Annotated in this window: 13 protein-coding genes; 3 read left to right on the top strand and 10 right to left on the bottom strand. The window is 65.3% G+C overall.

All coding sequences use genetic code 11. The features are described 5' to 3' along the window. Positions 1 to 37 precede the first annotated feature (37 nt). From LB518_RS06560 to LB518_RS06530, 7 genes are all read right to left on the bottom strand, one after another. Positions 38 to 1201, bottom strand: coding sequence for a GGDEF domain-containing protein (locus tag LB518_RS06560; protein WP_224574648.1), 1164 nt, complete (start codon positions 1199 to 1201; stop codon positions 38 to 40). A 255-nt stretch (positions 1202 to 1456) separates the two neighbouring features. After that, positions 1457 to 2635 carry a M24 family metallopeptidase gene (locus tag LB518_RS06555; protein ID WP_224574646.1) on the bottom strand — a complete coding sequence of 393 codons (1179 nt, stop codon included), beginning with the start codon at positions 2633 to 2635 and terminating at the stop codon, positions 1457 to 1459. 96 nt (positions 2636 to 2731) lie between these two features. Beyond that, the gene (locus LB518_RS06550; RefSeq protein ID WP_224574635.1) at positions 2732 to 3835 is read right to left on the bottom strand and encodes a pyridoxal-phosphate-dependent aminotransferase family protein; all 1104 of its coding nucleotides are present in this window, start codon (positions 3833 to 3835) and stop codon (positions 2732 to 2734) included. A gap of 9 nt (positions 3836 to 3844) precedes the next feature. Then, positions 3845 to 4690, bottom strand: a complete 846-nt coding sequence (locus tag LB518_RS06545; protein WP_224574633.1) for an ABC transporter permease — start codon at positions 4688 to 4690, stop codon at positions 3845 to 3847. Then, entirely contained in the window at positions 4687 to 5592 is a 906-nt protein-coding gene (locus LB518_RS06540; protein ID WP_224574631.1) for an ABC transporter permease, read from the bottom strand. Before LB518_RS06540 ends, LB518_RS06545 begins: the two co-directional genes overlap by 4 nt. Before the next feature lie 2 nt (positions 5593 to 5594). Next, complete coding sequence (locus tag LB518_RS06535) at positions 5595 to 6707, bottom strand: ABC transporter substrate-binding protein (RefSeq protein ID WP_224574629.1); 1113 nt, start codon at positions 6705 to 6707, stop codon at positions 5595 to 5597. Between the two features lie 24 nt (positions 6708 to 6731). Continuing rightward, entirely contained in the window at positions 6732 to 7844 is a 1113-nt protein-coding gene (locus LB518_RS06530) for an ABC transporter ATP-binding protein (RefSeq protein WP_224574627.1), read from the bottom strand. A gap of 209 nt (positions 7845 to 8053) precedes the next feature. On the opposite strand from LB518_RS06530, the gene LB518_RS06525 reads away from it, so the two are divergent. Next, positions 8054 to 9343 carry an NAD(P)/FAD-dependent oxidoreductase gene (locus LB518_RS06525; RefSeq protein ID WP_224574626.1) on the top strand — a complete coding sequence of 430 codons (1290 nt, stop codon included), beginning with the start codon at positions 8054 to 8056 and terminating at the stop codon, positions 9341 to 9343. A gap of 71 nt (positions 9344 to 9414) precedes the next feature. After that, positions 9415 to 9792 carry a VOC family protein gene (locus LB518_RS06520; RefSeq protein WP_224574624.1) on the top strand — a complete coding sequence of 126 codons (378 nt, stop codon included), beginning with the start codon at positions 9415 to 9417 and terminating at the stop codon, positions 9790 to 9792. Positions 9793 to 9877: 85 nt separating this feature from the next. Here LB518_RS06520 and LB518_RS06515 read toward each other — a convergent pair whose 3' ends face one another. After that, positions 9878 to 11089: an LssY C-terminal domain-containing protein gene (locus tag LB518_RS06515; RefSeq protein WP_224574622.1), complete on the bottom strand. Its 1212-nt coding sequence runs from the start codon at positions 11087 to 11089 to the stop codon at positions 9878 to 9880. 156 nt (positions 11090 to 11245) lie between these two features. Here LB518_RS06515 and LB518_RS06510 point away from each other — a divergent pair, with 156 nt between their 5' ends. Further along, entirely contained in the window at positions 11246 to 11497 is a 252-nt protein-coding gene (locus tag LB518_RS06510) for a hypothetical protein (protein WP_224574620.1), read from the top strand. Here the strand turns inward: LB518_RS06510 and LB518_RS06505 are convergent. Further along, entirely contained in the window at positions 11494 to 12315 is an 822-nt protein-coding gene (locus LB518_RS06505; RefSeq protein WP_224574619.1) for a YoaK family protein, read from the bottom strand. The genes LB518_RS06510 and LB518_RS06505 overlap by 4 nt on opposite strands. A gap of 77 nt (positions 12316 to 12392) precedes the next feature. Further along, positions 12393 to 13658 (bottom strand): glycerate kinase type-2 family protein, encoded by a 1266-nt coding sequence (locus LB518_RS06500; protein ID WP_224574618.1) that lies wholly within the window; start codon positions 13656 to 13658, stop codon positions 12393 to 12395. Positions 13659 to 13678 lie beyond the last annotated feature (20 nt).

The raw sequence follows: 13678 nt of genomic DNA, 5'->3' as shown, positions 1-13678 counted from the left end.
CCAGGAAGCGCGAGAGGGGCTACGGCTGCACCGTGATTTAATGTTGGGGTTCGATCAGATCGCCCTCGGCCGACGGGTGCCGCGCCTCATGAGAGGCCGTCCGATTTCGCCCCGCCCTTTTTGCGCGGTAGAGTTCGGCGTCGACGCGCTTGTATAGACTGGACCAGTCATCGTCCGGCTTGATCGCGCTGACGCCAAAGCTGGCGGTAAGCCTGCCCCCAACGCCCAATGCCGGAAAGTCGCGCGCTTCTATGGCAATTCGCAGCCGTTCCGCGCATTCAAACGCTTCCTGTGCGTTGGTATCGGGCAGGAAGACAGCAAACTCCTCCCCGCCGAACCGGCTGACGATGTCACGCTCGCGCGCTAAAGCGGCCAGCATCTGCCCGACATCCCTCAGGATTTCGTCACCCACATCATGGCCGTGGATGTCGTTGATCGCCTTGAACTGATCGATGTCGCAGAAAATGAGCGCGGCGACCCGGCGTCGGCCCGCGCGCATATACACCGCCACGCGCTCCTCGAAGCCGCGCCGATTCAGGATACCCGTCAGAGCGTCGATGTCGCGCTCGCGCCGCAAGTCCTCTATCACATCGGTCACCGCGGCAGCGAGAATGGCCATGACGAGGCCACAGGCGAGCACGGCGAGCGAAAGACGGAGCGCCTGCCAGAACATCGAATGAGCAAGGGCGTCGCGGCCGAAATCGGCCGGAAATCCGATGGTCAGCACGGTTCTCGGGAAAAAATGCAGCGCGAACGCCAGAAGAACCCAGAACAGCACCCGATCAACCCGGCCGCCACGTGCGAGTGAGGTCAGCTTGAAGGCCGCCGCGAGAAAAATGAATCCGTAGCCAAAATTCTGGATGTAGATACGCGTCAGGAGGCTTCGGTAGCCATAGTAGAAGAAGGCCAGCGAAATGACGAACGCGAGCAGGATCAAGATGTCTGTTCGCAGCCCGAAACTCTTCCCTGAGCGCCACAGAATTCCCTCGGCAATCGACAGCACAGCTGCCGTATAGAGGGCACCGGACACGACCGCATTGGCACCATCCCCCGGCGGAATACCCAATGCCTGGGAAAGAGCGCCGAGTGCAAATAACGGACAGGCGACGCCAAGCAGAACAAGATAGACGCGTCGTCGGTCGACATGCCATGCGCAGATGAACGCAACGGAAAAGACCAGAGATAAGCCAGTGATGATCAATTCGATTGAACCGATATTCTGGCCACAGGCATTCGGAACAACCTTGTCTTAAACTGAAACTGCCTGTAGCGCCGGCTTGCCGCAATTCATCGTGACAGATCCACCAAAGAAGCTGCGCGCCATTCACCAAAGGCGCGCCACACTTGGCGACGATATACGATGTTTGCTATTCAGACGCGTTGTTTATCACTGCTTTGTCAGAAGTCAATTAATACAGTATTGATTCAGGCTCGCCAGCTGCCAGGTGCAGCATGGCTAGACGAGACTGACGATCGCATCCTGGATCGGAGTCGTGACGGTCGGACCGGCCTTTGGATCCAGGAAGACGTTGATCTCGAGGCGGACGCCGAATTCGGGTAGGTAGATCGCCGGCTCGATGGAGAAGCCCGTACGCGGCAGGATCGCGCGCGTGTCATGCGTCTCGAGATTGTCGAGATTGACGCCGAGGGCGTGCAGCCGCTTGCCAGGCCCCATGCTGTGGCCGGTGCGATGATGGAAATTATCGCCGAAGCCGGCCGCCGCGATGATGCCGCGCGCAATATCGTCCACCTCGAAGCCCTTCAGCGTCCGGCCCTCGCGCCAGGCCGTCTCGATCGCGGCGAGCGCGCCATCGCGGGCCCGGCGGACGATATCGAACACGTGCTGCAGCTTCGGGGGAACTACCGTGCCGGCGAAAGCGCCCCAGGCGATGTCGGAATAGACATTGCGTTCGCCCGGCGTGCGCGCCCAGAAATCGATCAACAGCCAGTCGCCGGCACCGATCGGCGCCGAGCCTTCCGGTTTCGGCTCATAGCTGACGATGCCGGAGTGACTGTTGGCCTGAACCACCGGTTGACCCTCGGTTTCCAGCCCAAGCCGTCCAAATTCCGAGACGATGAACTGCTGCAGCTCGTATTCCGTGACGCTGCGGCCGGCGCGAACCGCCGTCCTCACACGATCAAAGGCAGCGTCCTTGATATCAGCGACGACGACGCAGGCGCGCTTGTGGCTCTCGATCGCAAAGTCGTCCCAGGCAGCGGCAGAGACCTGAAAGAGGTCGGCCGAGGAGACGATCTCGAAACCCCAGCTGCGGAGAAGCTCCACCGTGCCGGCATCGACAAAAGAGACCGTCGGGACGCCGCCCTCATGCGAATATTCGATCGCAAGGCGGCGCGCGCCCGAGAGCCGCTCGCGCAGGATGATGTGCATTTCCTCCCAGCCGCGATAGATCCGCTTCGGCAGGTCGATATCGTGGAAAAAGAACTGATCAACGGTGTGAATGAGGAGCGTCGGCGGACCTTCGCGCGGCACGATCAGCATCGCCCGCCGGGTCGGTGCCCGTTGCACGCCGAGCACTTGCCAGAACAGAAGGTTGGACCCTCGATAATCGTGCAGCAGCCAGGCGTCGATGCCGTCCACGGCCATGAAGGCCTGCGCGTCGGGGAGAGAAAACATGCCGTCTAGCCTCGCCAGATACGCTTGTCAGGATGATCGTCACCCGGGCATTTCTGCCCGGTAGCATTCAGATGGATCAGGCGTCCGGCCACGCGGTCACGCCTCGCTATAGACAGCGGTGACCGCCGCCGCGGCGGCAGCGATATCGGCCGGGTGGCCGAGCGCCTGCAGCGCAGCACCATAGGCGGTGACATTGGCCAGCACTGGGCCGAAGGCGGCGCGGCTGCCGGTATGATCGAGACGGACGAGGCGATGCTCGATATCGCCGAAACCGCGGCCGAGCGCGACGCCGAAGGTTGCGGCGGCCTCGATCAGCGCCGAGGCGTCGATGCCTTCAGGCACTGGCGCGGCGGTCACCAGCGCCGAGGCGCGCGCATCATCGGCGATCCACGGCTCGACACCGAGCGCGCGCAGGCCGGCACGGCTGGCCTTCGCGGCGCGCTGATGGCGGGCGATGCGGGCATCGAGCCCTTCGGCTTCGAGCCGATCGACGGCCGCAGCAAGCGCGTGGAATTCAAGCGGCGGCGGGGTGCCCGGAAGGGCGCCGCGGCCTCGGTCGAGCCATGCCTCCTTGATATCGAGCAAAGAGAGCAGCGAGGGCGAGAAGCGCGGCACGGCCTGCATCGCGGCCCAGGCCCGCGCGCTCACCGTCACGAGCGAGAGGCCGACCGGTCCGCCCAGCGCCTTCTGCGGGCCGAGCACGGCGATATCGATGCCGAGCCCCTCGATATCGACGACGTGGCCGCCGGCCGAGGCGACGGCATCGACCACGAGCAATGCCCCCGCAGTCTTTGCGAGCCCCGCGACCTCTTCCAGCGGATTGAGCAAGCCATTTGCGGCCTCGCCATGCACGATGGCGACGAGATCAACCCGGCCGAGCGCCTTGATTGCGCCTGCGACAGCCTCGGCAGAGACCGGCTGGCCCGAAGGGGCGACGACATCGGCGACCTCAGCCCCGCAACGACGCAGCCAGGCGCCGAAATAGGTGCCGTAGGGGCTGGTGACGACATTGACCGCGACGAGACCGGGGCGGCCAAGGCTGGTGGCCGCAGCTTCAAGCGCGAGCAGGGCCTCAGCCTGAACGAAGAGGAGATCGTTCCCGGTGGCGAAGATCCGCTTCAGCCGATCGGCGAGCGGCGCGAAACCGGACGTTGGAAAGGCGGGCACGTCGAGCAGCGGATTGAAGTCGGAAGCAGACACGGGCGATCCTCAGGCGTCGGCGGCGGCGGGGGGACGCCGGCTGGAACGATAGATGAGCCCGGCAATGCCGAGCATGACGAGCGTGAAGACGAACACGGCCGAAGCCGCGGCATAGACCGCCGGCGAGGGACCATATTGCAGGCTGCCATAGAGATAGACCGGCAGCGTATTGACCTGCGGCGTCGTCAGGAAGGCCGAGACGACGAGATTGTCGAAGGCAAAGGTATAAGCCATCACGGCGCCGGCGAGCAAAGCGGGCGCCACCTGCGGCAGGATGATCAGGCGGATCGTCGTCAGCCGCGACGAACCGAGATCGGCGGCGGCTTCCTCGATGCGGCGGTCGAGCGTCAGCACGCGAGCGCGCATGATGAGGGCGACCACGGCGATGGTAAGCGGCGTGATACCGGCGACCAGGGTCGCCGTCGAGAGCGGGATCCGCGTCACGGCATAGAAGAGCAGCAACGATACGCCGATGACCGATTCCGGCACGATCAGCAGCACATAAGTGAGCCCGGCAAGCAGGCGGCGAACGCTAGCCACGGGATGGCGGACCATCGCATAGCCGAGTGCGGCGCCGACGATGACCGAGACCAGCGCGGTCCAGAAGGCAACGATGAAGCTCTGCTCCACCGAACGGCGCAGCGAGAGATCGTACCAGGCTGCCGGATACCAATGCAGCGTCCAGCCGGTCCAGGTCGCGGTCTGCTTGTTCACGACACCCGTATTGAACGAATAGACGATTGCAGCAACGATCGGCGCGAACAGGAAGAAGACGGCGACGCCATACCAGATGAGCAGCGCTGCATCCGGAATGCGGCTGCGCCAATCCCCGATGCGTGCCCCCTCCGCGCTCACGCCGCCACCTCGTCGAAGCCCTTGGTAAGGCGGGCGAGCGCAAGCACGATGACAGCGACCGCGATCAGAACCAGGACCGCCATGGCCGAGCCAAGGGGATAGTTCTGCGACTGGAGATATTGGGAGGCGATCGCCTGCCCCATCAGCACGCCGCGGCTGCCGCCGAGGAGCTTCGGGATCACCATTTCGCCCAGCATCGGCACAGCGGTCAGCAGGACGGCCGTCGCAATGCCAGGGCGAGAGAGCGGCAAGGTCACGAACAGAAACGTCTTCAAACGCGAGGCGCCGAGATCGCGGCTTGCCTCGATCAGCGGGCGCGGAATCCGGTCGAGCACGACGAAGAGCGGGACGATGGCGATCGGCAGATAGGCATAGACCATGCCGATGAAGACGGCGGTCTGCGTATCGAGGATGTCGAGCGGACCATCATGGAGATGCAGCGCGTTCAGCACGATCTCGCTGGCCCCGCCGCGTGACATCAGCATGTGCAGCGCCATCACGCGGATGAGGAAGCTCGAGAAATAGGGAATGAGGATCAGCAGGATCGCCAGAGTGCGCCGCCGGCTGGTGTGCCGCGCGATAAAATAGGCGACGGGATAGGCTGCGGCGAGGCAAAGCGCCGAGGCCGATGCGGCGAAGATGACTGTGCGCAGGAAGGTCGCGCCATAGAAGCCCGAGAGGGCGGTGGCGTAATTGTCGAGCGTGAAGCCGAGTTCGACGCCGCCGAAGGTCGAGCGGCCAAATGAGAAGACGACCGTGAAGGCAAGCGGCGCCAGAAAGAACACCGCCAGCCACAGCGTCGGTATGGCCGCGAGCATGTGGTCCGTGGCGCGCGGCGCCAGAGCCCCGGCGGAGGCGCCGCCGGGGTTCCTTGGATGGCCTGTGATTTCGACCGCAGTCACGCTCAGCCGCCGGCCGCCGCCTGGATCTCGGTCTGCACCTGAAGATAGGTGCCGATCGTCTCCGGATTGACGACGAAGGAGGTCAGCTTCTTGAAGTCGAGGTCCTTGCCGCCGAAAATGATGTCGACATTCTTTGTGTCGGCCGGGAGCTTTTCCTTGAGCCCGGCGAGTGCCGCCGGGAAGCCGATATATTGTGTCTCCTCGAGCTGCACGTCCGGCTGGAGCTGGTAGGCAAGGAAGTCATAGGCCTGATCGATATTCGGCGCGTTCTTGACGATCGCGTAGTTGTCGACCCAGAGCTCGCTGAACGGGCCGGGCACGACCCATTTCAGCTTGGGATTGAGGCCGATCGCCGCGCGCGCGGTGCCGTTATTGGTCTGGGCCAGCACGATCGAGCCATTGGCAACCTGGTTCGGATCGAGGCCGGAGAACGACTTCACATGCTTGGCGAAGCCCTTCAATCGCTCGCCGGCCGCCTTGATCTCGTCCGGCGTTGCCGTGTTCCAGTCCTTGCCCTGCAACCAGAGCTCCGGCCCGATCGTCTCCCAGCCCGAATCCGACAGGCGAACCTTGCCCGAGACGCCCGGCTTTTCGCCGGCCTTGAAGAAATCTTCCCAGGTCTCGATCTCGCCGCCGACGGCTTCGGGATCGTAGACAACGCCGAGCAGGCCCCAGTCCTTCGGGATCGAATATTTGTTGCTCGGGTCGTAGTCGCGGTTCAGCAGGTCCTGGTCGAGCGAGGCAAGGTTCAGCTTGCTGTGGTCGATCTCTTCCAGAAGTCCCTTGTCAGCGAGTTGCTTGATCCAGCTCGACGAGGGAATGACGATGTCGAAGCCGGCGCCGGCCGGGCTGTTCAACTTGGCAAACAGCGTTTCGTTGGAATCATAGGTCGTGATGTTGGGCGTGACGCCGGACTTCTTGGCATAGGCCTCGAGATTGCCGGTCGAGAAATAATCCGGCCACGAATAGACATTGAGCTGGCCGCTTCCCGCGGCCTCCGCGCGGAAGGCGCCGGGGAACGCGGCCGAAAGGGCAGCCGTCGCGGGGGCGGCGCCGAGCAGGCCAAGAACGGAGCGGCGGCTCAGAAAGCCGCGGCGGCGAAAGTCCACTGTCATTGCTTGGTTCCTTTCGAGGTGAGGTCAGCCGGTTCGATCGTCGCGATAGGCGCGAGCGGCGTCGGCTTCGAACGTGACGAGGACGGCATCACCCGGCGCCAGCGCCGCGCCATGGGCGAGGCCGAGCGGCCGAGATTCGATCGATTCGAACGCGAGGCCGCCGGCGGTGATGGCGCGAAGGCGCAGCGCCGGGCCGATGGCGACGCTGTCGACAAGACGCGCCGCGATGCGGTTCGGCCCCGTCGACCCGCCAGCTGGGACGAAATGCGTCGCCTCGGGCCTGACCAGCACCACCGCGGTATCGCCGGGCGCGAGGCCTTCTGCGAGAAACCCGGTTTCAAGCGGCCCGAGATCGGAGCGCAGCGCCGGCCGGTCGCCCTGGTGCTCGACCCGCGCCGGCAGCGCATTGGCGCTTCCGACGAAGCGCGAGACCCAGGCATTCGCGGGCCGGTCATAGACTTCGGCCGGCGGGCCGATCTGCACGAAAGACCCATCGCGCATGACCGCGAGCCGGTCGGCCATGCCGAAAGCCTCGTCCTGGTCATGCGTCACATAGATGAAGGTGGCGCCGAGTTCGGCCTGGACGCGGCGCAGTTCGCGCTGCATCTCGTCGCGCAGCTTGCGATCGAGCGCGCCGAGGGGCTCGTCGAGCAGCAGCACGGCCGGATCATTGGCAAGGGCCCGGGCAAGCGCGACCCGCTGCTGCATGCCGCCCGAAAGCTGGTGCGGCTTGCGGCCCGCGACATCGGCGAGGCGGACGAGCGCCAGCATCTCCATCGCCTTGTCCCGCCGCGCCGAGCGGCCGAGGCCCTGCATGCGCGGTCCGTAGGCGACATTGTCGAGCACGGAGAGATGCGGAAAGAGGGCGTAACTCTGGAAGACGGTGTTGACGCGCCGCCGCTCGGCCGGAACGTTGGTCACGTCCTCGCCAGCGATGAGGATGCGGCCGCGATCGGGCGCCTCGAAGCCGCCGATGAGCCGCATGATTGTCGTCTTGCCGCTGCCGGAGGGGCCGAGAATGGCCAGAAATTCGCCCTTGCGAACATCCAGCGTCACATCCGAGACCACGATACGGCCGCCATAGCTCTTGCTGACATCGGCAAGCGCGACAGCCAGGGGCGTGGGAACGACTGACATCAGGCTCATCTCGCAAGTCGACCGTCGCGGACGGCGATTGTCGGTGGTCACATGTTCTTGAATAGGCCACCCCGACGTCAACAGCGAGGTCGATTATTTCGCATCCGCGAGCTTCATGAGCATCCGTTTTCCGGCTCGCCGGAACGGCCGGGTCATGAAAGACTGGCGCGGAACGACCGTCGGAGGAGCGCGTGAAAGGACTGGCCTCGATGAGCAGCGCCGAAGCATCACGGCCCCGGATCGTCGTCATCGGAGGCGGCTTCGGCGGGATCGAGCTGGTCCGCGGCCTTCGAGGCGCGGCGGTCGACATCACGGTCATCGACAGCCGCAACCATCACCTGTTCCAGCCCCTGCTCTACCAGATCGCCACCGCCTCGCTGACACCGTCCGACATTGCCTGGCCGATCCGCTTCCTTTTCCGCGACCGGCCGGAAGTCTCCGTGCTGATGGCGACCGCGACAGGCATCGACACCCAGCGCCGCCTCGTGATGCTCAAGGATCTCGATCCTGTCCCCTATGACATGCTGGTCATCGCGACCGGCGCGCGTCATTCCTATTTCGGCCATGACGACTGGGAGCGGTTCGCGCCAGCGCTCAAGACGCTGGAGGACGCGACGACGATCCGTCGCCGTATTCTGACGGCGTTCGAACGCGCCGAGGCTGAGCACGATCCCGTCCGCCAGCAGGCGTTGCTCACCTTCGCGATCGTCGGCGGCGGACCGACAGGCGTCGAGATTGCCGGGGCGATCGCCGAATTGGCGCGCGACACGCTGAAGCGCGATTTCCGCCATATCGACACGCTGGAGACGCGGATCGTCCTCGTCGAAGCGGGGCCGCGACTGTTACCGGCCTTCGTGGAGGCGCAGTCGGAATTCGCCAAGGCGGCCCTGGAGCGGCTCGGCGTCGAGGTGGCGCTCGGCGTCGCCGTGACGCTCTGCGATGCCGACGGCATCGTCATGGGCGAGGAACGGATCCACGCCGCGACGGTAATCTGGGCGGCCGGCGTGCAGGCATCCCCCGCTGCCGAGTGGCTCGGTGCCGCCCATGATCGCGCCGGCCGGATCGAGGTGTTGCCCGATCTCTCGGTGCCCGGTCATCCCGAAATCTTCGCGATCGGCGACACGGTTGCCATCGCGGCGCCGAACGGCAAGCCGGTGCCGGGCATCGCGCCAGCCGCCAAGCAGGCCGGACGGCACGCCGCCAAGGCGATCCGCGCACGGCTCGCCGGCGAGCCTGTCAGCCCCTTCCGCTATCGCCACGACGGCAGCCTCGCGACGATCGGCAAACGACGCGCCGTCATCGATTTCGGCTGGATCCGTCTTTCCGGTGCGCTCGCCTGGTGGATCTGGGGCATCGCGCATGTCTTCTTCCTGATCGGCGTCCGTCACCGCATCGCCGTCGCTCTGAGCTGGCTCTGGGTGTATCTGCGCAATCAGCGCGGCTCGCGGCTGATCACGCAGACGGAACCGGGCGAAGCCGGCGAGCCGCCGCCCGGTTGATGGACCTGTCGGGCCGGGCCTTCGCCAAACGTCCTTGGCAAGGACGGGACATTTGCGGAAGGAGATCCAGCATGCTCGGCACTTACGATCCCATTGCCACGATCGCAGTCGGCGATCTCGGCGTCGCCCGCGCCTTCTATGAAGGCGTGCTCGGGCTGCAACCTTACGGCAAGAGCCGGCCGGGAACGGCCGTCTACCGGGCCGGTTCGACCTCGCTCCTCGTCTATGTGTCGGATTTTGCCGGTACGAACCGGGCGACAGCCGTCACCTGGACCATCCCGAACGGGATCGAGGCGCTGGTCGAGCGGCTCGCCGCCGCAGGGGTCACCTTCGAGCACTATCCAGGGGGCGGGATGACCATCAAGGGCGACCTCCATGTCGGGCACGGCATGAAGATCGCCTGGTTCAAGGACCCGGATGGCAATTTTCACGCACTCGCGGAGGGATGAGCGGGCGGGCGACCGTCGGGAGGCGGGCGGACAGCAGACCAGAGGTCGGCGATCCGTCCCGTCATTCCCGAAGCATCCGGCGGCCTCATTGGACCGGCAGCGGCAGCTTATCCCATTCGAGCGCATCAGCCCCGCGGACGAGGCCGCCGTTGTCGTCGAGCATGATCGCGAGGCGGCGCCCGTCGGTGACATAGGGATCGCCTGTCAGGTTGACATGCGGATCGGGAAGGCGCGAAACGCCGACACCGGCGGCATAGCCGAAATGCGAGATCGAGCCGCTCTTCAGCATGTCCTGCAACAGGTAGTCGCGGTCGAAATCGACCTCCGGGCCGATCTTGTGGGTCGTCAGATACCAGGACTTGTCGGTGAGCTCGACGCCGATGTCGCGACTGATCTGTCCGATCCAGACATTCTGGCCCTCATAGCGCAGCGGCGTCAGCCAGAAGCGCATATGGTTGCGCTCGTTGATGGAGCCACGCGCCTTCTCGAGCGCGATGTCCTGGTGCCGCCCGAAGGCGTAGAGCGGGCTGACCGGCGACGTCGCGTATTCCGTCCCGATCAGGAAGGATTTCGCCGTATCGATCGCGCTGTGCAGGTCGAGCGGCTCGGTCAGGTGCCAGCCGCGCCCGACAAAGGGAAACAGCGTGTCGATGCCATCGCCGATGACGACGAGGTTGAGCGGGTCGCCATTGCGATCACCCGCGGCGTTCGTCGTGCAGCAGGGCATCGCCTCGATGCGCGCCTTTAGCGTCGGCAGGTCGACATCCTCGATCGTGGCTGTCACCGGCATATGGTCCGGCCCGAGTTGCGGCGTCGCATAGGCCGGGCCGGCAACGGGAATGATGAAGCGGACATCGATCTCGTTGCCGTCCTTGAGCATGCCGACCGTCACGAATTTGAGGCCGGTTTCGAGATGCGTGTAGACGAAGCCGGATGCTGTCGCGCCGGCCGCGATCACCATCGGCATGGCCAGTTGTTCCGCCCGCTTGGCATTGTCGATGCTGCGCTCTAGGTGCAGGGAATCATGGAAGCGATAGGCGAGCTCCGAAGGCGAGAAATAAGCCTCGTCCATGGTGATCGGCATGTACCAGAGCGGGTCGTCGCTGCCGTTTTCGATCTCGACATAAACGGGCTGGATGCCCTTCTCGATCGCCGGCATGCCGAGGATCGTATCGACCGCCTTCGCGCTCGGCACCGCGACGCGCACCGTGATCCCATCGCGGCTATCGCTCAGAAGCGGGCCGAGAAGCGTATGGTCGAAGCCTGCCGCATCGTCGGCGCGGGCTGAGCCCGCCATGGAGAGGACGATCGCAGCTGCACAGATCAGGAATATCGGTCGTCTCAACATATCCCCCGGGTTGGCCGGCCGGCTGCAGCGCTCGGCCGCAAATTTGGCGCGCCACGGAACGAGCGCCGGCCCGGCTCGTTTTCATAGTCGACCAAGGAGGTTTTCATGCCCAAAGACGAAGTCAAGAGCGCCGTGAATGACGCGCCGATCAAGGGTCCGCTGATGAACGCGGCGGTCTACGACGTCAAGTCCGCGCCCAGTGCCGAGCCGCCCGCCTATCCGACAGTCCCGCCGGTTGACGAACGGGCCAACGCAGCCTTCCTCGACACGATCTTTGATACCGATGGACGGCCCAATTCAGAGGCCGAGGCGGTGGTCGAGACCGAAGGCCTCGACGAAGACGAGGACGATCGCTAGGCGCGGCTGCGTCGTTGCCGACGCCGCAGGCGGCGTCGGTGACGCAAGATTTCGCCCCATGACGGGGCGACCAGAGCCGCAAGCACCAGCGCCAGCAAGGTCGCGACTGCCGGGCCGATGCGGCTGAAGCCGAGCGCGCCGACGATGCCGCCGCAGATAAAAGCGCCGAGTAGCGAGGACAGCAGAGCCAGCTTCGGGCGATCGGCAGCGACCGGGGGCCGATGATCATCCGGTCGGAAGCGGCCAACCAACTCATAGCCGAACTTGCCGATTTCGATGCCGAGATCGGTTACCATGCCGGTGACATGGGTCGTGCGGATGCGCGCGCCCGAAATCTTGGTCACCGTGGCGTTCTGCAATCCCATGATGAAGCAGAGCAGCGGAATGCCGAGCGGCTGCACGAGGGAAGCCGGCAGCGTCGGTCCGACCAGCGCGCCGAAGACCAGCAGCAGCACGCATTCTAGCGAGATCGGCAGCACATATTGCGTGCTGACATAGTGGCGCCGGCCCCAGTTGATCAGGATGGCCGAGGTTGCGGCGCCCAGCGTGAAGGCGCCGAATGCGATCAGCCCTGCGAGAACAAGATCGCCAAGCCCCAGCACGACATGATCGGCGATCGCCGCGACGATGCCCGACATATGCGACGTATACTGCCCGACATAGAAGAAGCCGCCCGCATTGACGGCGCCTGCAACGAAGGTCAGCACCAGGCCAAGCTGGTTATCGGCCATGCCGTCGCGACGCGAGGCGACGATACGGCGCGCGACATGCTTGTAGCTCCGGCCGAAGCCGCTCGGTTGGGTCACCTGGTCCGTCATCGTTCCGCGTCCCGGCGCGATCTGATCCTCTTAAGACCCACGGCACGCTTCGCCAAGGGCAGACCCCGCGGTCGCAGTCAGCGTATCAGAATGGCGCGGAAATCATTGACATTCGTCAACGTCGGTCCGGTGACGACCAGGCGGTCCAGCGTGGCGAAAAATCCATAGCCGTCATTGTTGGCGAGAAAGGCGGCGGCGTCGAGGCCGATGGACCGCGCGGCCGCGAGCAATCCGGCCTCGAACCAGGCGCCGGCATTGTCCTCCGAGCCGTCGATGCCGTCCGTGTCGCAGGCGATGGCCGCGATGCCCTCTTGGTCGCCAAGCGCCAAAGCGAGGGCCAGCAGGAACTCGGCATTGCGGCCGCCGCGCCCTGTTCCGCGCACGGTGACGGTCGTCTCGCCGCCCGAGAGGATCACACCTGGAGGAGCCAGAGGCTCGCCATGTGCCTTGGCGAAGGTTGCGATGGCAGCAAGGACACGGGCAACGTCGCGCGCCTCGCCCTCCAGCGCGTCGCCGAGCACAAGCGTGGCGAGCCCCATTTCGCGCGCCTTCACCGCCGCCGCGTCGAGCGCCATCTTGGGCGTCGCCAGCATCACGACCTCGCCGCCTGCACCGGCGGAGACGATATTGGCCCGCATGGCCGCGGCGATCCGGTCATCGACCGCGATGCCATGCTCGGCGAGGATCGCGAGCGCATCCTCCGCATCGGAGGCTTCGGGGATGGTCGGACCCGAGCCGATCGCGCCGGGATCATCGCCCGGCACGTCCGAAATCAGATAGGTGATCATCCGGGCCGGGGCCGCCGCCGCGGCAAGACGGCCGCCCTTGATCGCCGACAGCGACTTCCGCACGCGATTCATGGCGCCGATCGGCGCTCCACTCTTCAACAGCGCCCTGTTGATGCGCTGCTTGTCTTCCAGCGTCAGCCCGGCCGCCGGCAGCGCCATCAAGGCCGAAGCCCCGCCCGACATCAGGAAAACGACGAGATCATCGGGTCCGGCCTCCTTGGCGCGGGCCAGGATGCGCTCTGAGGCCATCAATCCGGCGGCGTCGGGGACAGGATGCGCCGCTTCGACAACTTCGATGAACTGCGTCGGCTCTCGATGGCCGTAGCGGGTAACGACGAGCCCCTCCGGCGGCGCGTGACCGGCTCCGATCCACGCCGCCTCGAATGCCGCCGCCATCCGCGCAGCGCCCTTGCCGGCGCCGAGCACGATCACGCGCCCCTTCGGCGGATCCGGCAAATGTCCCTCGAAACGCCCGTCCGGCAATGCGGCGGCGAGCGCCGCCTCGAAAAGAGCAAGCAGGATCGCCTGGTCGGTCAGGTCACTATGGTGTGGCATGGCAGGTCCGGTCGGGAAAT

This window comes from Mesorhizobium sp. BR1-1-16, from assembly GCF_020165495.1.
GTDB lineage: Bacteria > Pseudomonadota > Alphaproteobacteria > Rhizobiales > Kaistiaceae > Kaistia.
The sequence above is the reverse complement of the archived record's forward strand: the minus strand, read 5'-3'. Positions and strand labels throughout refer to the sequence as shown.